This is a genomic window from Saccharomonospora amisosensis (genome assembly GCF_011761185.1).
GTDB lineage: Bacteria > Actinomycetota > Actinomycetes > Mycobacteriales > Pseudonocardiaceae > Saccharomonospora_A > Saccharomonospora_A amisosensis.
Map to the genome: position 1 here is coordinate 347,823 of NZ_JAAOYM010000001.1, position 18,687 is coordinate 366,509.

Genomic DNA, 18,687 nt, shown 5'->3' on the forward strand with positions numbered 1-18,687 from the left:
CCGTCAGCCTTGGCCGACGCTCGCGGCTTCGGTCGCGCGCGCCGGCCGTTCGCGGCGACTCAGCAACACGCCCGCTACGGCGAACACCACACCGCCCAACCCGGCCGCGACGAACCCCCAGCCTGGCCCCGTGTTGTCGATGACGAAGCCGACGACGGGGCTGCCAAGCGCGAGCCCCGTCTTGGTGGCCATGTCCTGCAGGCCCATCGCCTCGCCGCGCACTCCGGCACGCACGAGCCTGCTCACTTCCTCCGTTGTGGCGGCAAGCGTCGGCGCGCACGCGAAGTTCATCGGCACCAGCGCGAGCGCGAGCAGCCACCACGGTTGTGTCACGAGGCCCACGGGTAGCACGAGTACGGCGAGGAGCACCATGAGCGTGAGCTGTGGTAGTGATCGCGGCACCGCGCCGTGAACCAGGCCACCCGCGAGCGAGGCGACACACATGACCGTGATGAGCGCCCCCGTCCAACCGACCTCGCCGGATGCTCGCAGCGTGGCGAGCGCGGCCAGTTCGGTACCGACGAGGACGAACAGCGCGCCCACGGCCACCAGCAGTGTCGCCACGAGTGATCCGGACAACCAGGACCGCACCGGTGGCCTCGGCTGTCGCGGTAGGACGGTTTCGGCCTTCGACCTGATCGGTGGGTCCAGCACGTACAGCAGGAGCGAGAGCAGGCCGAACGCCACACCGAGGCTGGTGAGCGCGACGGTCGACGAAAGCTGCGTAGTCAGCGCGATCCACGCTGCCGGGCCGACCATGAACGACGTCTCCAGCAGCACCATGTCCAATGAGTAGGCGGTGCGGCGCTGCCCTTCGGGCACAAGGGCGGTGAGCACCTGCCTGCTGATGGAACTCGCGGGCACCACGAGCGCGCCCGCGACGAGCGCGGCGGCGAGCAGTGCTTCGTACGGCAGGTAGGGGGTGCTCAGCCAGTAGCCGCAAGAGACGGTGCCGCACACGGCCACGACCGGTCGCAGTCCGTACCGGTCGATCAGTCGGCCGACCATCGGGGCGCCGAGCGCGGCGCCCGCCGTTGTGGCCGTGCCGACCAGGCCCGCCGCGCCGTAGCCACGGCCCAGTTCGCTGACGACGTGCAGTGTCAGCGTGATTCCGGTAGCGGTCATCGGCAGCCGGATGAGGAACAGCACGAGCATCGAGCTGGGGACGCCCTTGATACGTAGCAGACGGGCGTAGCGCTGTAACGGCACGACCTTGACCCAATCGCAACCTGGTACGGCCGTGCAACTTCCTTTCAGCGCTCGAGGTCCTTGGTGCGACTGGTTCGTGCTGAACCGAGGCCCGCGGAGCTACTTCGCCGAGATCGAGCAGGCCTCCTGCGAATCGTCGGATCGCGTGTTCGCCGATGCCGATGCCGACGCCGACGCGCAGCGCGAGTGCCTGGCTGGCAGCATCACTGGCCACACCAAGAAGGGCGTCCGCGAGCCGATGCTGGAGCGGGTCTTCGAGCACCGGCCCAACCTGGACAAGGCGTTCGGCAAGTAGGCCCTCCAACTCGGCCGGCCCCCGGCGGCTCGCCGGGGGCCGGTTTCGGCCGTGCCGTGACAGGGTGCTAATTAGTTCCGCTGAGTCCCATGCGAAGCGCACCCGCCGCTTCGGCGGTCGCCTCGGTGAACCGGGTTCCCACGCCGAGGAAGTTGACGTAGCCGTGAATCAGGTCGGACTGCCTGCTGAGAGCCACGGGTGCTCCGGCTTCCTCCAGCCTGGCCGCGTATTCCTCGCCCTCGTCGCGTAGCGGATCGAAACCCGCGGTCGCGATGTAGGCGGGCGGGAGCCCGCTCAGATCGTCGGCGAGCAGCGGCGAGAGCTTGGGGTCGTTTCGATCGACACCCGGCGGGGCGTAGTGGTCGAGGAACCACGTCATGTGCTCGTCGGTGAGGAAGAAGCGGTCGGCGAACAACTCGCGCGAGCGGCGCCGCTTCGAGGCGTCAAGGCCGGGATAGAACAGCAACTGGAACGCCGGTGCCGGCCCACCCCTGCGGGTCGTGACCTGCGCGGTGACGGCGGCGAGATTGCCACCCGCGCTGTCGCCGCCGACGGCGATGCGGTCGGCGTCGACACCCAGATCGGCGGCCTTGGCGTGTGCGAAGTCGAACGCCGCGAGGGCATCCTCCTGCGCGGCGGGGAACGGATGCTCCGGCGCCAGCCGGTACTCCACCGAAAGCACCCGCACGTCAGCGTGCTTGGCAAGGAAGCGGGCGGTGTTGTCGTGGCTGGCCCGGTTGCCGATGACCCAGCCTCCGCCGTGGAAGAACACCAGCAGCCCGGAGCCGGTGCGCAGCCCTTCGGGCGTATAGAGGGTCGCGGGCAGACCGCCGTGCTCGGTCGGGATGGTGACGTCGCTGGTGGCTACCGGCTGGATCGGCTTGCCGCCCACAAGGTGCCGGGAGGCGTCGAGCGCCGCACGTGACTTCCGCACCGAGTTGTCGGTGACCAGGGTGGCGCCGGAGAGCTGTTGCAGGCGCAGCAGCAGTTGGGCGTCCAACGCCAGTTCCTGGCCGTCGAGGTGCACCGGTCTGCCCGCTATCAGTCGGCGCAAGGGGCGGGGTAGTGCGTAGAGCAACTGGGCCGCGCCTGCCTGGATCCGGATCTGCGGCGGTATCGCCATGTGCCCTCCTCATCGCCGGTGACCCCTAGAGGCTACTCATCAGTAGGAGGCGATGCCAGGTCCGAGGGCCGTTGCCACAACTCGTGGCCCTCCACCTAACTCAAGCGTCTAGCCTCGGGTATGTGACTTCCACACGTGCGATCAAGGTGCTCGGTGTCGGCGGCTCGCTGCGAGCCGACTCGCAGTCGGAGCGAGCGTTGCGGATCGCCCTCGAAGGCGCGGCGGAGGCCGGGGCACGGACGGCCGCGGTCACCGGAGACGGGCTCGCCCTCCCGTTCTACGAGTCGGCCGTCGAGGATCGTGCGCCGCGGGCGATCGAGTTCGTGCAGGCCGTCAGGGAGGCCGACGGCTTGATCGTCGTCTCGCCCGGCTATCACGGCGCGCTGTCCGGGCTGGTCAAGAACGCGCTGGACTATGTCGAGGACCTGCGCCACGACGAGCGGCCATACCTGCACGGACGCGGTGTCGGCCTGATCGCGGTCGCGCACGGTTGGCAGGCCGCGGTTACCACGCTGAACCAGCTGCGCACGATAGCGCACGCGCTGCGCGGCTGGCCGACCCCACTCGGCGGGGCGGTCAATACCGCCGAGGTGAAGTTCGACGAGGCTGGTGGCGCTTCCGAGGACAAGATCGTGGCGAACCTGCGACTGATCGGCCGCCAGGTCGCCGAGTTCGGGTTCGGCCGCGCGAGCGGCTAGCGTTTCGCCTACTCCGCGACCGGGTAGCCCAAAAGCGTTGCGTGGGCGTTTTCGCCCGCGAAAGATGCTCCGCTCCCGAGCGCAGAGAGGACTACATCGATGGCCAAGTCGCCTATCACCAGCCCGCTCAAGGACAGCGACAAGGAGCTGACGGCGAACGTCCTGCAGTCGACTCTCGTCGACCTCATCGACCTGACGCTCGTGGCCAAGCAGGCACACTGGAACGTCGTCGGCAGGAACTTCCGCAGCGTGCACCTGCAACTCGACGAGCTCGTCACCGCAGCGCGCACTTTCACCGATGACGTTGCCGAGCGAACCAACGCGATCGGCGTCTCACCCAACGGCAAGGCCAAGACTGTGGTGGAGCGCTCCGACCTGCCCGAATATCCGGAAGGTTGGCAGAGCACCGAGAAGACCATCGAGGCGGTCGTCGAAATGCTCGCGCGGGTCATCAAGCGAGTTCGCGCAAGCATCGACGAGACGGACAAGAGCGACCTCGTCACACAGGACATGCTGATCGAGATCGCCACGGAGCTGGAGAAGCAGCACTGGATGTGGCAGGCGCAGCTGGCCTGACAGCCGATCTTCACCGCCCCCGGGTCCGGCTGCGACCCGGGGGCGGTTGCTCGTTCAGCACATGCCGAGCGCCCGCATCGCGAAATGCACCTCGATAGCGACCTGCTTGATGGTCTCGGCGATGACGAGCGAGCCGTGCCCTGCGTCGTAGCGGTAGAACTCGTACGGGATCCGCCGGGCCGCGAGCCGGTCCAGGTAGTTCTCGATCTGCCGGATCGGGCAGCGCGGATCGTTGTCGCCCGCCAGCACCAGCACCGGCGCCCGCACCGCGTCGACGTAGGTGATCGGTGAGCACTCCTCGTACAGCGACGCGAGTTCCTGCGGCGACCCGCCGAAGAGCGCGCGGTCGAAGGCGCGCAGTTGCTCCATCTCGTCCTCGTAAGCCGCGACGTAGTCGGCAACCGGAACACCCGCGACTCCCGCGGCCCACCGGTCCGGCTGGGTGCCAAGGGCGAGCAGGGTGAGATAGCCACCCCACGACGCGCCGCTGACCACACAGCGGGCCGGGTCGGCCAGCCCGCTGCTCACCGCCCAGCCGTGCACGGCGGCGACATCCTCCAGCTCCGTCAGCCCCGGCCTGCCCTCGATCGCGTCCCGCCACTGGCTGCCGTAGCCGGTCGAGCCGCGGTAGTTGACCTCCACCACCGCGAACCCCGCGTCGAGCCAGACAGCTCGGTAGGCGGAGAAGCGGTCCTCGTCGGCAGCGTGCGGCCCGCCGTGCAGCAGGAACACCGTGGGCAGTCGACTCTCGTCGCCTCGCGGCCTCGACACCAGCGCGTGCACCCGGCCGCCGGGCCCTTCGACGAAGGCGTCGCCGACAGGCAGTGAGCCGGGAGGCCGCTCACCCGGTGGTTCGAGCAGCACCTTGTCGGTGCCTTCCGGCAGCCGGACCCGGACCACCGGCGGCTGTGCGGCGTTGGACCAGGCGTACTCCACGGAGCCGTCCGGCCGCACGCCCGCGCCACCGATCCTGCCAGGCGGAGTGTCCAGCGAAGCCAGTTCAGCGGTGGCGAGGTCGTAGCGGTAAAGCGAGCTGCGGCCCTGGTGGAAGTGCACGATCAACAGCGCATCGGCGTCGGGATACCAGTCGCCCGCGATCTCGCCGGGGAGGTCGATGTCGAGTTCGGTCTCGGTGTCGGACTCAACGTCCCAGATCAGCAACTCCTCCTTGCCCCTGCGCTCGTGTTGGACGAGCAGCCTGGGGTCGCCGCGGCGGGGCGAGAATGCCAGCGCGGCAAGCCCCTTGCCTTTCCCGTCCCACTTCTCGGCGACGCCTGAGAAGTCGGTGGTGGAGACCACGCGTAGCGCCGGGTGCCGCGAGTCGCCGTGCTCGGAGTGCGAGATAGCCAGCAGCCGCTCGTCGCGGGAAAGCGCTGCGACGTCGGCGTCGTGTTCGCTGCTGTAGAAGCGCTGGGTGCGGCCGTCGCGGTGAGCGTAGAGCGCGCTGCCCTCGTCCCCGGACACCCCGACGGCGAGCACGGAATGGCCGATCTCCAGCCCGGCGGGATAGCCGTCGGGCACGTCGGCGACGGCCTTGGCCGGCTCCGTGCCGCCCGCGAACGGCTCCCGCACCCACGAGCCGAACTCGTCACCGTCAGTGTCGTCGAACCACCAGATCCACTGCCCGTCCAATGACGTCGTGGCGTGCATCGTGCCGTTGGGCCGGTCGGTCACCTGGCGGTGGGTGTCGGTGGCGCGGTCCCACGCGTACACCTCCCACACGCCGCTGGCGTTCGAAACGTAGATGCTGGCCTGCGGTGCGTCGAGTGCCCAGTCCGGGACCGACACCCGCGCGGCGGCGAAGCGCGCACGCCATCGAGCCTCCGCCGCTGGTTCCGCGAGGAGCTGGTCGGGCACCTTGGCTGCCGGATGTTGTGTGCTCACATCCGCGATCCTGCCAGGTCCGTACTGTATGGGGCGTGCTGGAGGGTTACGCGGGTTTCGTCCTGCCCTTGTTGGAGCCGGGAACGCGGGTGCTGGATGTGGGCAGCTTCTCCGGGGGGCGGGTGGCGAGCACGCTGAGTCTTGGTACCGCCGCCCACCCGATCCGGGTACTCGGCCTCGCCGCCCACGCGGCCGACGTGACCGAGGCGCGAAGGCAGGCCGAACGGGCTTCGGTGTCCACAGTAGAGTTCGTCGTCTCGCGTCCGGAAAGCCTGCCACTGTGCTCCGGTGTCGCCGACGTGGTGTTCTCGCACGGGCTGTTGGAGACGGCCGTGGCTCCGATGGCCGTGCTGGCCGAGTTCTTCAGGGTGCTCCGTCCCGGCGGCACGCTTGCGTTGTCCACGGTGGACTGGAGCAAGGCCAGGTTGCGGCCCAGGACGGCCAACGTGGACGCGGCTTTGCGTGGCTGGAACCTGCTGCAGCGGCGTCTCGGTGTCGACCCTTTCGCCGGCAGGCGAGTGGCGGACTGGGTTCAGCGCGCGGGCTTTCGAGATGTGCGTTCGCGCGCTCGCCACCACGCCGACATCGGTTACCTGGCGCTGGCGCGGGAGGTGGAGGCCGGTCTCGCGGCGGCGATACACCGCCCGGACGGGGGGCCGGACCAGCAGTTGGCCAGCGCCGCGCGGTCGGCCTGGATGTGGGTCCGGGACGGCTCGGGTGACTTCAGCCAGTGTTGGGTGGAGACGCTGGCGACCCGCTGATCGTCAACCATTGGTTGACGTATGAGTGGGCGTCAACCTATGGTTGACATATGGCGCAGATGAACACTCCAGTCCGCCTCGACGAACTGATCGAGGCGATCAAGAAGGCGCACTCCGACGTCCTCGAGCAACTGTCCGACGCGGTCATCGCGGCCGACCACCTCGGCGAGGTGGCCGACCATCTCATCGGTCACTTCGTGGACCAGGCGCGACGCTCGGGGGCATCCTGGACCGAGATCGGCAGGAGCATGGGCGTCAGCAAGCAGGCGGCGCAGAAGCGGTTCGTTTCCAAGTCAGAACCGCTCGACCCGAACGAAGGGTTCGCCAGATTCACCCCACGCGCGCGCAACGCCGTGGTCGCCGCGCAGAACGAAGCCCACTCCGCTGGCAATGCCGAGATCACCAGGGAACACCTCGTGCTGGGGCTGCTGAGCGAGTCGGAAGGGCTCGCGGCCAAGGCGATCGCGGGCAAGGTATCGCCGGAAAGTGTGCGAAGGGCGGCCATCGATGCGCTGCCGGAACCCGCGAGCGAGGTGCCCTCGCTGAGGCCCTTCGCCGCCGAGGCGAAGAAGGCGCTGGAGCTGACCTTCCGCGAGGCGCTGCGGCTGGGGCACAACTACATCGGCACCGAGCACATCCTGCTGGCCCTGCTGGAGTTGGAGAACGGCGACGGTCTGCTCACCGGGCTCGGTCTCGACAAGGAAAGCGTGGAGGCCGAGATTCTCGCCATGCTCGCCCCGTTCACCGGCGGCTCCTGAGGTCACCGGTGACCTGCCTGGAATCGGAGTCGAAACCCCTGCTCGCCTACGCGGGTAGGGGCTTTCCGGTTTCGCCGTACCCGCGTAGGCAAACGCCCGGGCCTACAACAGCACGTGGATGTCTCGCGACATGCCGGACTGATGTCACACGACATCACGGACACTGGGCCGCCGATGCCGAAGACACGTCTGGTCATCACCGCCGTCGGCAGCGGCAAGCAGACCTTCGGTGAGGTCGCCACCCGCAACGGCGTCTGGTGGCGATTCCGGGCGGGATGGGCACGCCATCCGGACATTTCACGTCACTGGCGTGTTCTGCCCGATCCTGATTCTCCATTCATCGCCGACGAGTTCAGCGACGACCATGAAGATCGCCTCCATTGGATCTTTGCGAGGCTGATCAGTGGTGGCGGTGTCCGCGCCGAGGGTCCGCTGGCGAGCATGGATTACCGCCAGTCCTGCGGTGAGGTGTGTGATGCGCTCGACCGTGTAGCTGACGCTGATGTCTTCCAGCGGCCCACCGGAGCCGAACACGAACCGCTGGACGCGGTACAGCGATTCCCTGTCGTCGATGAGGTTCCCCCCGAAGTTGACGAAGACGGGGTCTTCAACGAAAAGCGCGTTCATGGACTTGGCGTCGTTGGTGTTGAAGGCATGTTCATAGCGCTTGATCAGGTTGCCCATCGCCTGGTCGGTCCCGGTAGGCAAGATGTCCCCTTTCGGTGGGAGCGGAACCCATCCTGCGACTTCCACCTAACTCGAGGTCAAGGCCTACTCGAACGTTCCAACCGGAGACGTTGGGAGCGGGTGGCGACCTTGAACCCAAATGAAATGAAAAACGCCCGAACCCACACTCCGTGGGTTCGGGCGTCCAGGACGTCCTTAAGACATCACACTGTCGGGGTGGCGGGATTTGAACCCACGACCTCCTCGACCCGAACGAGGCACGCTACCAAGCTGCGCCACACCCCGATGTACTGCTGACCTTTCCGGGTCGGCCCATAGTCTAGCGGACGCCGCTCGGCGCGTTGCGTCGGGCCGCCCTGCGTGCGCCCTTCGGTTCAGTGCCGCGCGGCACCAGCGTCAGCAGGCTCGCCTCAGGTGGGCAGGCGAACCGAACGGGCGCGTACGGCGACGTGCCAAGACCGGCCGACACGTGCAGCCACATGTCCGATCCCCAGCGGGACACGCCGCGCGCGCGGGAGCGGTCGAGGTCACAGTTGGTGACGAGCGCACCGACTCCCGGCACCCGCAGTTGCCCGCCATGGGTGTGACCTGCCAGTACGAGGTCGTAGCCGTCGGCCGCGAACGGGTCCAGCACCCTTGGCTCCGGCGAATGCGTCACGCCAAGACGCAGTACCGCGTCGCGGCCCGCCCGTCCCTCGATGTCGGTGTAGCGGTCCCGTTGCAGGTGGGGGTCGTCAACTCCCGCCGCGAAGATCCGCTGCCCTGCCACCGGCAGTGTGCGACGTACGTGAGTCAGGTCCAGCCAGCCGTGCTCGATGAACGCGGCACGCAGGTCACGCCACGGCAGGTGCCGTCCGTGGATGCGTTTTTTGCGGCCGTTGGGCATGAGATAGCGTGCCGGGCTCTTCGGCTTGGGCTCGTAGTAGTCGTTGCTGCCGAACACGAACACACCCGGCCGATCCAGCAGCGGTCCAAGCGCACGCAGCACGGCCGGAACGGCCCGCCGGTGGGCGAGGTTGTCACCGGTGTTCACGACGAGGTCCGGCTCCAGCCGGTCGAGGTCGGCGACCCAGCGCTGCTTCGACTCCTGGCCCGGCAACATGTGCAGGTCGGAGATGTGCAGCACCCGGATCGGTTTGGCACCTTCGGCGAGAACCGGCACTTCCGCGGTGCGCAGGGTCCACCGCCGCCGCTCGATACCGGCGGCATAGCCGAGGGTCGCGACGCCCAGCGCGGCGGTCCCTGTCACGAGCCGTTTCATCCGTCGTCCCTAGTACTCGCTCCGCTACCCAGCGTACGCGCGTGTGCCGGTCCGTGGTGTCCCCGGCATGGGCAGCTTGAACAGGCTAGCGAGCTGCCCATGCCGGTCTCACGCCGGTGCACGGCCCGCGCACCGGCGACCCGTGTGCACGGCCGGCTAGCGCACTCGCTCGTATCTCGGGTGTGCTGGTGGCAGCGGCAGCGGGGGCTGACCCTCAAGGATCTTGGTCATCGCGCCGAACCACGTTCGCGCGGGTGTCTTGCCACCGAACATGTTGCCGTAGGTGCCCTCGGTCGCGTAGACGTTGCCGGGTCCGCCGTCGACGAGGCCGCCATTGGGGTGGTCCGGCCGGAACACCATCGCGGCGCCCGCGAGCTGCGGGGTCGCCCCGATGAACGCCGCCGAGCCGTTGTTCTGTGTCGTTCCGGTCTTACCGATCATCGGGCGGGTCCAGTTCGCGGCGGCGGCCGCGGCGGCCGCGGTGCCACCGGGCTGGTCGTCCTTGCTCATCCCCACGGCCATCGAATTGGCCAGCCCCTCGGGAACCACCTGTTCGCAGGGTTTCTCCTCGATCGGCACCTTGGCACCATCGCGGTCGGTGATCCGTGCGATCGGGGTTGGCGGGCACCACACACCACCACTCATTATCGTGGCGGCGACGTTCGCCAGTTCGAGGCCGTTGGTGGGGCTCACACCAAGCGTGAACGACCCCTTGCCTGGAGACCTCTCACTCGGCCCGAAGTACTCCCGCTGGCTCTGGCTGATCTGCTGGTTGTCGGCACTGCGATCCACAGGGCCGCCGGTCGCGGCGTTCGACGTCATGGTCGACCGCATGCCCAGCTTGTAGGCCATGTCGACCACGGCCTTCATGCCCGCCTGCTCCTCAAGGATCACGAAGGCGGTGTTGGGAGAGGTGGCCAGAGCCTGCTGCAACGTCATGCTGCCCGGGTAGCTGCCAGCGTTGGACACGCAGTACGCACGGGTGCCCTGGCCGACGTAGGGACAGCTCTCGCCGCCTCCCATGAACACCCTGGAGGTGTACGAGCCGGGCACCTGCACCGGGTCGTAGATGCCGTACTTGCGCTGCTCAAGGATCGCGGCGGCGGTGAACATCTTGTAGCTGGAACCCGCGCCGGTGACATTGGCCGTCGACGACGGCAACGCGTACACGGTCTGACCTTGGCTCGCGTCCGTGCCGTAGTCCTTGTTCGCGGCCAGCGCCACCACTTCGTGCCGCTTCTTGCCCGGCCGTACCAGCGACAGCGTGTTGGCCACGTTGTCCTGCGTCTTGCTGACCTGTTCCTCGGCCGAGCGCTTGGCCTCGTGGTTGGCCCGCTGGTCCATCGTCGTGCGGATGGTGTAGCCGCCGGTGTAGAGCTCTTCCTTGTCCATACCGTGGCTGAGCAGGTAGTCCTCGACGTACTGGCAGAAGAAGCCGTTCTCCGGCCCCGCGCCGATGCAGTTGGCCGCGGGTTTGGAGGGCCCGTCCGGGACAACACCCAGCGGTTCGGCCTTCAGCCGTTCCGCGTCCTCGCGGGAGAGTTTCAGGTTCTCCACCATCTTGTCCAGCACCCAGTTGCGGCGCTCGGTCGCCCTCTCCGGGTTGTTCCACGGGTCGTAGACCGCCGGGTTGTTGACCATGCCCGCGAGTAGGGCGCTCTGCGTGACGGTGAGCTTGTCCGCTGTGGTGTTGAAGTAGGCCTGCGCCGCCGCGCCGACACCGAAGATCCGGCGGGAGAACTCCACCACATTGAGGTAGCCCGCGAGGATCTGCTCCTTGCTCAGCTTCGTCTCGAGCTGGATGGCGATGCGCGCTTCCTTCAACTTGCGAGCGACCGACACCTCCTGAGCTCGCTGCTGCCCCAACTCGTCGTTGCGATAGATGACGTTGATCAGATAGTTCTTGACGTACTGCTGGGTCAGCGTGGAGGCGCCCTGCGTGTCGCCGCCGGAGGTGTTGCTGACGGCCGCCCGGATGGTGCCCTTCCAGTCGACGCCGTGGTGCTCGTAGAAGCGCCGGTCCTCCACCGAGATCAGCGCCCACTTCATCGCGTCGGAGATCTCGTCCGGCGCGGTCGGGATGCGGTACTGCTCGTACAGCGTGGCGATCGGGTTGCCCGCGCTGTCGGTCACCGTGGTCACCAGGGGTGGCGGCACGTCGGCGAGGTCGGAGGACATCGACTCCACGGTGTCGCTCGCCTGGTTCGAGATCACTCCCGCTGCCCCGACGATCGGAAACAGCAAGCCCGCCACCAGCACACCCGCGAGCAGGCAGAGTCCGAGCATCTTGAACAAGCCGTCCCTGGTACGCACGCGTTCAGGGTACGCATGGTCGCGTAGGGTTGCCGTGACCCGTTGACCCTGGCGTGCTGTCGTCTGGTAACAAAGGGTCGCAAGGGGGTTGGCGGAGGGAACCGAGTAGCTCTACAGTCCGTCAACATCTCACGAAACGGTGCCAGGGGAGGCACCGTCTCACGGACGTGAGCACGCAAGAGACCAGCTCGCGGGGGTGAGGTCGAGCGCTTCGCTGCCTGCTTGCGGTCGCAAACTGGGTAGGAGCTGGGGGCATGAAGCGAAACGAGTCGGACTGGCGTATCCATGCGTACTGCCGCGACACCGACCCGGACGGCCTATTCGTACGAGGTGCCGAGCAGAACAGGGCCAAGCTGGTCTGCATGGGCTGTCCGGTCCGCACCGAGTGTCTCGCGGAGGCGCTGGACAACCGGATCGACTTCGGAGTCTGGGGTGGCATGACCGAGCGGGAGCGCCGAGCGCTGCTTCGCAGGCGGCCTGACGTGTCGAGTTGGCGCGGCCTTTTGGAATCGGCCAAGCGGGAGTACGAACCCGCGCAGCGGGTGTCGTAGCCGGTCTCACGGGCCCGTGAGACGGTCGCCGACATCACGAAGGCCCGCGATGTCGTGCACGTCACTTGGCAAGGCGGGCACCTGGACGACAGCGACACTGGGGTGGGCGCGGGTGAAGCGGGCTAGCAGCCGCTTCTCCCGCTCCGCCACCGCCACCCGGTCGGCGTGCAGTCGCAGTACGGCCGAGGCGAGGGGGGCCTTGTTGCCGTTACGTTCGATCGCCTCAGCGGCCGCGAGGGCATCGATCGCCGACAGGTCGGCCAGCACCGGATGCGTGCGGTTGGCGACCAGTCCCGCCAGCGGCATCGCCTCGTCCGAGAGCCGTTCGACGAAGTAGCTGGCCTCTCGCAGCGCATCCGGTTCCGGTGCGGCGATCACCACGAAGGCGGTGCCCTTGGAACGCAGCAGTTCCGCGGTCTTGCTCGCGCGCTCCCGGAAACCGCCGAAGGTGGAGTCGAACGCCTGCATGAAAGCGGAGGCGTCGGCGAGCAGCTGTCCACCCAGGATGGTCGAGACGGCCTTGGCGAACATCGAGAATCCCGCGCTGACCACCTTGCGCAGGCCCCAGCCACCGGCTTTGGCCGGGGTTGTCAGCAACCGGATCATCCGCCCGTCCAGCGCGGCGGACAGTCGCGACGGTGCGTCGAGGAAGTCGAGAGCCGAACGGCTCGGCGGGGTGTCCACCACGATGAGGTCCCAGTCCCCCGTCGCGGCGAGCTGGCCGAGCTTCTCCATCGCCATGTACTCCTGCGTCCCAGAGAAGGACGTGGAAATCGTCTGGTAGAAGCGGTTGGCCAGCAGCTGCTCCGCGCGTTCCGGGCCTGCGTGCCTTCGTACCATGTCGTCGAAGGTGCGGCGCATGTCCAGCATCATCGCCCAGAGTTCGCCCTTGGGTTCGAACCCGGCGACCGAGACCTTCCTCGGCTGGTTGCCGAGTTCGCGAAGCCCAAGCGCCTGTGCGAGCCTGCGCGCCGGGTCGATGGTGAGCACCACGGTCTGCCTGCCCCGCTCGGCCGCCCGCAGGGCGAGTGCCGCCGCCGTGGTCGTCTTTCCGACCCCACCCGACCCGCAGCACAGCACCACGCGGGTTTCCTGGTCGTCGAGCAGTTCGTCGACGTCGAAGGTCGGTGTGGTCGGGTTTGTCGGCTGTGTCGGTTGCGTCACGGTGTCAGCGCACCCCCTGCTCGACAAGCGTCTCGGCGAGTTCGTACAGCGCGGCGACGTCGACTCCGGCCGTGAGGTCGGGCACCTCCAGCGTCGGTAGGTCGGCCTCGGAGAGCTGTTCGCGGGCGCGCTGCTCGGCGTCGAGGCGGATCGCGTGCTCGACGGTCTCCTCCACCAGTGCGTCGAGGGTGACCTGGGGTAGTTCGAGGCCCGCGGAGGCGAGCCCGGTACGCACCCTCGCGGCGTCCACCCTGCCGTCGGCGGCCGCCGTGACGGAACGCGCGGGCAGCCGGGGCGGCCTGACCCGGTTGACCAGCACCGCTCCTGGGCGCAGGTCGGCGCCGTCGAGTTCGGCGACCGCGTCCAGCGTCTCCCGCACGGGCATCTCCTCAAGCAGCGTGACCAGGTGCACAGCTGTCTCCCCCGAGTGCAGCAGGCGCACCACACCCTCGGCCTGTGCGCGGATCGGGCCTGTCTTTGCGAGGTCGGTGAGAGCCTTGGTGACGTCGAGGAACTTCACGACCCTGCCGGTGGGTGGGGCGTCCACGACGACCGCGTCGTAGGTGTGCCTGCCGTCGGAGTCCGTGCGACCGACACATTCCTTGATCTTGCCGGTGAGTAGTACGTCCCGCAGCCCAGGAGCAAGTGTCGTCGCGAACTCGATGGCGCCCATCCTGCGCAGTGTCCTGCCCGCGAAGCCGAGGTTGTAGAACATCTCGAAGTACTCAAGCAGCGCGGCCTCCACGTCGACGTGCAGTGCTCGCACCTCGCCTCCCCCGGGAGCGGCCGCGATGCGCTGCTCGGCGTAGGGCAGTGGCTCTGTGTCGAAGACCTGGGCGAAGCCCTGCCGTCCCTCGACCTCGATGAGCAACACTCGCCTGCCGTGGCTGGCCAGTGCCAGCCCGAGCGATGCGGCCAGGGTGGTCTTGCCCGTCCCGCCCTTTCCGGTGACGAAGTGGAGCCGGGTCCGTGCGAGTTCGTCGGTCCAGCCAGCCAGGTTGGTCACCTTCGCAGCCTAAGCCGAGACAGCCACGGCGGTGTCGGGCGGCACCCGGGTGCGGTCGTCGCGGCACTCAGCCGACGAGCAGTGCGACGGCGACGCCAACCGCGACGGTCGCGGCCACGCCCCAGGTCACGGCGGCGGGCAGCACCGTGAGCGTGAGCACGCAGCCAACGGCGAGTGCGGTGGCGCAGACCAATCCCGCCACGGCGGCGGTGGCGGCCGAGCCGGACCGTTCCCTCGCCTTGGCGATGACGAGCAACACGCCCAGAATCCCCGGCACGCCCAGCAGGATCGTGGCGAGGATGCGCCATGCCTCCACGCCGGAACACAGTAGTGGCTAGGGTGTCCGGCATGAGTGCCACGAAGTGGGAGTACGCCACGGTTCCGCTGCTGATCCACGCGACCAAGCAGATCCTCGACCAGTGGGGAGAGGACGGCTGGGAGTTGGTCACCGTGCTGCCCAACCCCAGCGGTGAGCAGCACGTCGCCTACCTCAAGCGCCCGAAGGGCTGAGCATGGGCTGGAGCGGGAGGCTGGCCGAACTCGGTATCGAACTGCCCGAGGTCGCGGCGCCCGTCGCCGCCTACGTCCCCGCGGTGCGCACCGGCTCCCACGTCTACACGTCGGGACAGCTGCCGTTCGTGGCGGGTTCGCTCGCCGCGACGGGGAAGGTGGGCGGTGAGGTCAGCCCCGAGGAGGCCAAGCAGCACGCTCGCACGGCGGCGCTGAACGCGCTGGCGGCGGTGCATGCCCTCGTCGGTATCGACTCGGTCCTGCGGGTTGTCAAGGTCACGGGTTTCGTGGCGTCGAGCGAGGGATTCACCGGGCAGCCCGCCGTTCTCAACGGTGCCTCGGAGTTGCTGGGGGAGGTCTTCGGCGACGCGGGCTCGCACGCCCGGTCGGCGGTCGGGGTCGCGGAACTGCCGCTGGGGGCACCTGTCGAGGTCGAGTTGATCGTCGAGGTGGAGGCATAGTGGATCCAGACATCGAGTATTCGTGCCACGAGCTGCTGCTGCGGCTCGCGGGCCGGATGCCGGACCGGATGCTGTGGCGGTTCCGGGACTGGCTGGGTGAGGGCGCGATGGGAACTCTGTCGCGTACCCTCCCCAAGGCTTTGCTAAAGCACAGGATCGACCTTGATCAGTCGGAGTATCGCCTGCTGGTCGCCGGTCTGATTCCACATGGTGCTGACTGGCATCAGGTGAGTTCCACGCTTGGGGTGGACGCCTCCGCCGAGAACCGGTACACATTCACTCCGGGTGCACCCGATTGGGTGAACACCGTTGATTCGGTGTCCGTGGTGGTTCACGCGACGTTGCGTGGGCGCCCGGACGTAGGTGAGGTCCGGGAGAGTTGGCGGCACGACCGAGGGCCCGTGGAGGAGGAGGCGAAGCGGGTCCTGCTGGTCACCGCCGTATCCGGGCTGCCACGTCTTACTGGGGAGCTACAGCGGGTCCTCCGGGTGCTGGGCGAGGAGGCGCCGAGTGTGGAGGTACTTCCGGCGCAGGGCGAACTGCCCGCCTATCACCAGGCGGCGCTCGCGGATTCCCGGTTCGTCTGCGTGGGCGCCGTGGACGCCGGTCACCACAGACTCGTACCCGCGTAGTGCTCGCTCGTCCGGCAGCGGGCTGGAGGGAGATCGGCGATGGTGGACGTCCACGACGGCCTACCGAAGGACGGTTTCGCGGTCCCGTTGCGGCTGCACAACGTCCTACTGGCGCTGGCAGGTCGGCTCGACGACAGCGCACTGTCGGAGGCCCGTGAGCTCGTCGCCCGCTCACACCTTGACGACGCGGCGGAACTGGCCACCGGAGCGCTGATCGCGGGCCGGATCATGGTGCGGCCCGCCGAGCAGCGCGAACTTGCGTTGGTGCTGGAGATGAGCAGATCCGACGCCAGCCTGGCCGACCAGCTCACCGTCGGCGACGCGGTGCCCGGCTACACCCACCGCTTCAGCAGGGACAACGAGCCCGAGCGCGGGATCGCCGAGGCGCTGGACCGGACGTTGCAGGTACTTCCCGACCTGCGTTCGGTGCACGCGGTGTGGCGCAACACCCCAGCGGGCAGCGTTCCGGGGCCGCTACCGCAGCGCGTGGTGCTCATCGAGATCGGGCCCGAGGCCCACCCACCCGCCGTGGCGTTCCGCGTCGACGACGCGCTACGCAGGGCTGGAATCCGTGCTGTGGTGGAGGTCACCGGTCCCGGCGCGGAACGTACCGAGTACCACGAGGCCGGGCTCGCGGCCGCCACGCCGGTCTGGCTGGCGGGAGGAGGCGGCCAGACATCCGGTTCGCTGCCTTCGCGGAGGTCGAGGGCGGGCGGTGGCCGCAGGTCCGACAGCAGGCGCGAAGGCGCTCACGCCGTTGCCGAGCCGGTGGAACCGGCGCCCCCCGCACCGGTCGCCGAGCCGCAGGCGTCGATCGGTGAGCTGCCCGAGATCGTGGCGGTGCCGGACCCGAGCGTGGACGAGCAGGAGAACCGCGCCGCCGCCACCACCGAGCTCACCAGGGAAGAGGTGGCTCAGTTGCGGGCCGCCATCGCCGAGGACCCTGAGCGAGGCAGGCTGATCGCGGGTGTCGACCGCGGTGGCGACGAGGTGGTGGAGCTGCCTGAACTCGATCTCGACGACCCGCAGCTGTCCGAGCGCGACCGGCAGTTGCTGCGCGAACTGCACGCCGAACTCGCCGAGCGGGAGCGCGCCGAGGCCACGAAGGCCAGGATGAACGGTGCCGAGCAACACTGGGCGGACGGTTTTACCGCCGGCTGACGGTATCTTGCGGTATGTGAGCCTGTTGCGAGACGACGAGGGTCGCGTACCGATGACCTTCCGGGTGCCGAAGGAGTCGGTGTTGTCGCTGCCGAAGGAGCCACCGCAGCGGCCCTCCGTGCCAAAGGACGCGGCGACGGTGATGCTGCTGCGTGACCCCGCGGATTCGCCCGGTGCCGGCGTGGAGGTTTTCCTCCAGCGGCGCGTTGCCGGGATGGCTTTCGCGGGCGGCATGACCGTGTTCCCCGGCGGAGGTGTCGACGCCCGCGACGCCGACGCCTCGGTGAGCTGGGTGGGACCGCCGCCATCGCGGTGGGCGGAGTGGTTCTCCTGCTCGGAGTCCGTGGCGAGAGCGCTGGTGTGCGCGGCGGTGCGGGAGACGTTCGAGGAGTCGGGTGTGCTGCTGGCGGGCGACGAGTCCGGCGCCGTCACCGATACCGCCCGGTACGCCGACGCCCGGCAGGCGCTGGTTTCGAGGGACCTGTCGCTGGCGGCCTTCCTGGCCGACGCCGGGCTCACGCTGCGGGCGGACCTGCTGCGCCCGTGGGCTAACTGGGTGACCCCGGAACAGGAGCCCCGGCGCTACGACACACGCTTCTTCGTGGCGGCGCTTCCGGCTGGCCAGCGTGCCGACGGCGCGACCACTGAGGCGGAGGACTCGGGCTGGCACCGGCCGAGCGACGCGATCGCCGCTGCCGAGGCCGGTCGCAGCGGGCTGATGCCGCCGACCTGGTTCACGCTCGACGAACTAGCAGGCTTCGACTCGGTGTCGGACGTACTGGCGGTGGAGCGCGACGTCCGACGGATCACCCCCCGGCTCGTGCTCGACGGCGACGTGGTGCGGGTGGAGCTGCCATGACCCATCCCGCGTACGGCACGCTGCGGCGGGTTTCGAAGGCCGCGTCGGTGCTGCTGGAGAACAATCCCTCGACCATGACGCTGGAGGGCACCAACACGTGGGTGCTCGGCGCCCCCGGCGCGTCCAGCCGGATCATCGTCGACCCCGGCTATGAGGATGTCGATCACCTCGGCAGGCTGCTCGGTGGTGCGCCGGTCGAGTTGATCCTGCTGACGCATCACCATCCCGACCATTCCGAAGGCGCGCCCTGGCTTGCCGGCCGGGTCGACGCGCCGGTGCTGGCCTTCGATGCCGAGCTGTGCCAGGGCGGCGACCCGATCGGAGCCGACCAGGTGATCAAGGCCGCGGGGTTGGAGTTGCAGGTGCTGCACACTCCCGGCCACACGGCCGACTCGGTCACACTGCGGTTCGACCACGACGGCCTCACCCACGCGCTCACCGGCGACACCGTGCTCGGCAAGGGCACGACCGTGCTTACCGACCTCGGCGACTACCTGGACTCGTTGGCGAGGCTGCGAGGGCTGCCTCGGGGCTCCATCGGGTTGCCCGGTCATGGGCCGGAGCTGGCCGATCTTGCCGTGACGGCACGCCAGTACTACGACCACCGGCAGCAGCGGCTCGACCAGGTGCGCGCGGCCCTGCGGCAGCTCGGCGAGGACGCGACGCCGAGGCAGGTGGTGGAGGTGGTCTACGCCGACGTCGACAGGGCGCTGTGGGGACCCGCCGAGTTCAGCGTACGGGCGCAGTTGGAGTACCTGCGCTCGGTCGGGTAGCCGGC

At 68.6% G+C, this 18,687-nt stretch carries 21 protein-coding genes and 1 tRNA gene; 12 read left to right on the top strand and 10 right to left on the bottom strand.

All coding sequences use genetic code 11. The features are described 5' to 3' along the window. Positions 1 to 3: 3 nt before the first annotated feature. Positions 4 to 1,209 carry an MFS transporter gene (locus tag FHU38_RS01735; protein WP_167165849.1) on the bottom strand — a complete coding sequence of 402 codons (1,206 nt, stop codon included), beginning with the start codon at positions 1,207 to 1,209 and terminating at the stop codon, positions 4 to 6. A gap of 76 nt (positions 1,210 to 1,285) precedes the next feature. Between FHU38_RS01735 and FHU38_RS01740 the strand changes: the two genes are divergently transcribed. Then, on the top strand, positions 1,286 to 1,504 hold the full coding sequence (locus FHU38_RS01740) for a hypothetical protein (protein ID WP_167165851.1): 219 nt from the start codon (positions 1,286 to 1,288) through the stop codon (positions 1,502 to 1,504). Positions 1,505 to 1,571: 67 nt separating this feature from the next. On the opposite strand, the gene FHU38_RS01745 is transcribed toward FHU38_RS01740, so the two are convergent. Then, on the bottom strand, positions 1,572 to 2,627 hold the full coding sequence (locus tag FHU38_RS01745) for an alpha/beta hydrolase (RefSeq protein WP_167165853.1): 1,056 nt from the start codon (positions 2,625 to 2,627) through the stop codon (positions 1,572 to 1,574). Between the two features lie 122 nt (positions 2,628 to 2,749). Between FHU38_RS01745 and FHU38_RS01750 the strand changes: the two genes are divergently transcribed. Beyond that, positions 2,750 to 3,325 carry an NADPH-dependent FMN reductase gene (locus tag FHU38_RS01750; RefSeq protein WP_167165855.1) on the top strand — a complete coding sequence of 192 codons (576 nt, stop codon included), beginning with the start codon at positions 2,750 to 2,752 and terminating at the stop codon, positions 3,323 to 3,325. A 99-nt stretch (positions 3,326 to 3,424) separates the two neighbouring features. Further along, on the top strand, positions 3,425 to 3,901 hold the full coding sequence (gene dps / locus FHU38_RS01755) for a DNA starvation/stationary phase protection protein Dps (protein ID WP_167165857.1): 477 nt from the start codon (positions 3,425 to 3,427) through the stop codon (positions 3,899 to 3,901). 54 nt (positions 3,902 to 3,955) lie between these two features. Here the strand turns inward: dps and FHU38_RS01760 are convergent, their stop codons facing one another. Further along, complete coding sequence (locus FHU38_RS01760) at positions 3,956 to 5,785, bottom strand: S9 family peptidase (RefSeq protein ID WP_167165859.1); 1,830 nt, start codon at positions 5,783 to 5,785, stop codon at positions 3,956 to 3,958. Positions 5,786 to 5,820: 35 nt separating this feature from the next. On the opposite strand from FHU38_RS01760, the gene FHU38_RS01765 reads away from it, so the two are divergent. Next, positions 5,821 to 6,546, top strand: coding sequence for a class I SAM-dependent methyltransferase (locus FHU38_RS01765; RefSeq protein ID WP_167165861.1), 726 nt, complete (start codon positions 5,821 to 5,823; stop codon positions 6,544 to 6,546). 50 nt (positions 6,547 to 6,596) lie between these two features. Next, positions 6,597 to 7,304: a Clp protease N-terminal domain-containing protein gene (locus tag FHU38_RS01770; protein ID WP_167165863.1), complete on the top strand. Its 708-nt coding sequence runs from the start codon at positions 6,597 to 6,599 to the stop codon at positions 7,302 to 7,304. Positions 7,305 to 7,601: 297 nt separating this feature from the next. Here the strand turns inward: FHU38_RS01770 and FHU38_RS01775 are convergent, their stop codons facing one another. The 4 genes from FHU38_RS01775 to FHU38_RS01790 all read right to left on the bottom strand — a co-directional run bounded on the left by FHU38_RS01775 (position 7,602) and on the right by FHU38_RS01790 (position 11,565). Further along, complete coding sequence (locus tag FHU38_RS01775) at positions 7,602 to 7,988, bottom strand: SgcJ/EcaC family oxidoreductase (RefSeq protein WP_243852180.1); 387 nt, start codon at positions 7,986 to 7,988, stop codon at positions 7,602 to 7,604. Between the two features lie 214 nt (positions 7,989 to 8,202). Then, positions 8,203 to 8,276, bottom strand: a tRNA-Pro gene (locus FHU38_RS01780). A gap of 34 nt (positions 8,277 to 8,310) precedes the next feature. Continuing rightward, entirely contained in the window at positions 8,311 to 9,252 is a 942-nt protein-coding gene (locus FHU38_RS01785) for a metallophosphoesterase (RefSeq protein ID WP_167165867.1), read from the bottom strand. A 156-nt stretch (positions 9,253 to 9,408) separates the two neighbouring features. Next, on the bottom strand, positions 9,409 to 11,565 hold the full coding sequence (locus tag FHU38_RS01790) for a transglycosylase domain-containing protein (RefSeq protein ID WP_167165869.1): 2,157 nt from the start codon (positions 11,563 to 11,565) through the stop codon (positions 9,409 to 9,411). Positions 11,566 to 11,819: 254 nt separating this feature from the next. Here FHU38_RS01790 and FHU38_RS01795 point away from each other — a divergent pair, with 254 nt between their 5' ends. Beyond that, positions 11,820 to 12,116: a WhiB family transcriptional regulator gene (locus FHU38_RS01795; protein ID WP_167165871.1), complete on the top strand. Its 297-nt coding sequence runs from the start codon at positions 11,820 to 11,822 to the stop codon at positions 12,114 to 12,116. 6 nt (positions 12,117 to 12,122) lie between these two features. Here FHU38_RS01795 and FHU38_RS01800 read toward each other — a convergent pair whose 3' ends face one another. The 3 genes from FHU38_RS01800 to FHU38_RS01810 all read right to left on the bottom strand — a co-directional run bounded on the left by FHU38_RS01800 (position 12,123) and on the right by FHU38_RS01810 (position 14,602). Beyond that, positions 12,123 to 13,280 carry an ArsA family ATPase gene (locus FHU38_RS01800; protein WP_167165873.1) on the bottom strand — a complete coding sequence of 386 codons (1,158 nt, stop codon included), beginning with the start codon at positions 13,278 to 13,280 and terminating at the stop codon, positions 12,123 to 12,125. A 4-nt stretch (positions 13,281 to 13,284) separates the two neighbouring features. Then, entirely contained in the window at positions 13,285 to 14,286 is a 1,002-nt protein-coding gene (locus tag FHU38_RS01805) for an ArsA-related P-loop ATPase (RefSeq protein ID WP_167165875.1), read from the bottom strand. Between the two features lie 67 nt (positions 14,287 to 14,353). After that, complete coding sequence (locus FHU38_RS01810) at positions 14,354 to 14,602, bottom strand: hypothetical protein (RefSeq protein ID WP_167165877.1); 249 nt, start codon at positions 14,600 to 14,602, stop codon at positions 14,354 to 14,356. A gap of 32 nt (positions 14,603 to 14,634) precedes the next feature. Between FHU38_RS01810 and FHU38_RS01815 the strand changes: the two genes are divergently transcribed. Genes FHU38_RS01815 through FHU38_RS01840 form a run of 6 tightly spaced genes read left to right on the top strand, consistent with a single transcriptional unit; the run spans position 14,635 to position 18,682 of the window. Next, positions 14,635 to 14,796: a DUF4177 domain-containing protein gene (locus FHU38_RS01815; RefSeq protein ID WP_003068074.1), complete on the top strand. Its 162-nt coding sequence runs from the start codon at positions 14,635 to 14,637 to the stop codon at positions 14,794 to 14,796. A gap of 2 nt (positions 14,797 to 14,798) precedes the next feature. Beyond that, complete coding sequence (locus FHU38_RS01820) at positions 14,799 to 15,257, top strand: RidA family protein (protein WP_167165879.1); 459 nt, start codon at positions 14,799 to 14,801, stop codon at positions 15,255 to 15,257. Continuing rightward, positions 15,257 to 15,889, top strand: a complete 633-nt coding sequence (locus FHU38_RS01825) for a hypothetical protein (RefSeq protein ID WP_167165881.1) — start codon at positions 15,257 to 15,259, stop codon at positions 15,887 to 15,889. Before FHU38_RS01820 ends, FHU38_RS01825 begins: the two co-directional genes overlap by 1 nt. 39 nt (positions 15,890 to 15,928) lie before the next feature. Continuing rightward, entirely contained in the window at positions 15,929 to 17,050 is a 1,122-nt protein-coding gene (locus FHU38_RS01830) for a hypothetical protein (protein WP_167165883.1), read from the top strand. A gap of 52 nt (positions 17,051 to 17,102) precedes the next feature. Next, positions 17,103 to 17,909 carry an NUDIX hydrolase gene (locus tag FHU38_RS01835; protein ID WP_167175336.1) on the top strand — a complete coding sequence of 269 codons (807 nt, stop codon included), beginning with the start codon at positions 17,103 to 17,105 and terminating at the stop codon, positions 17,907 to 17,909. Beyond that, positions 17,906 to 18,682, top strand: coding sequence for an MBL fold metallo-hydrolase (locus tag FHU38_RS01840; RefSeq protein WP_167165885.1), 777 nt, complete (start codon positions 17,906 to 17,908; stop codon positions 18,680 to 18,682). Before FHU38_RS01835 ends, FHU38_RS01840 begins: the two co-directional genes overlap by 4 nt. Positions 18,683 to 18,687: the final 5 nt, after the last annotated feature.

Excerpts from the sequence above, each read along its gene's own strand:
- FHU38_RS01830 (WP_167165883.1), top strand. The coding sequence starts at position 15,929 with ATGGTGGACGTCCACGACGGCCTACCGAAGGACGGTTTCGCGGTCCCG.
- dps (WP_167165857.1), top strand. The coding sequence starts at position 3,425 with ATGGCCAAGTCGCCTATCACCAGCCCGCTCAAGGACAGCGACAAGGAG.
- FHU38_RS01745 (WP_167165853.1), bottom strand. The coding sequence starts at position 2,627 with ATGGCGATACCGCCGCAGATCCGGATCCAGGCAGGCGCGGCCCAGTTG.
- FHU38_RS01840 (WP_167165885.1), top strand. The coding sequence starts at position 17,906 with ATGACCCATCCCGCGTACGGCACGCTGCGGCGGGTTTCGAAGGCCGCG.
- FHU38_RS01835 (WP_167175336.1), top strand. The coding sequence starts at position 17,103 with ATGACCTTCCGGGTGCCGAAGGAGTCGGTGTTGTCGCTGCCGAAGGAG.
- FHU38_RS01775 (WP_243852180.1), bottom strand. The coding sequence starts at position 7,988 with ATGGGCAACCTGATCAAGCGCTATGAACATGCCTTCAACACCAACGAC.
- FHU38_RS01815 (WP_003068074.1), top strand. The coding sequence starts at position 14,635 with ATGAGTGCCACGAAGTGGGAGTACGCCACGGTTCCGCTGCTGATCCAC.
- FHU38_RS01785 (WP_167165867.1), bottom strand. The coding sequence starts at position 9,252 with ATGAAACGGCTCGTGACAGGGACCGCCGCGCTGGGCGTCGCGACCCTC.
- FHU38_RS01770 (WP_167165863.1), top strand. The coding sequence starts at position 6,597 with ATGGCGCAGATGAACACTCCAGTCCGCCTCGACGAACTGATCGAGGCG.
- FHU38_RS01795 (WP_167165871.1), top strand. The coding sequence starts at position 11,820 with ATGAAGCGAAACGAGTCGGACTGGCGTATCCATGCGTACTGCCGCGAC.
- FHU38_RS01820 (WP_167165879.1), top strand. The coding sequence starts at position 14,799 with ATGGGCTGGAGCGGGAGGCTGGCCGAACTCGGTATCGAACTGCCCGAG.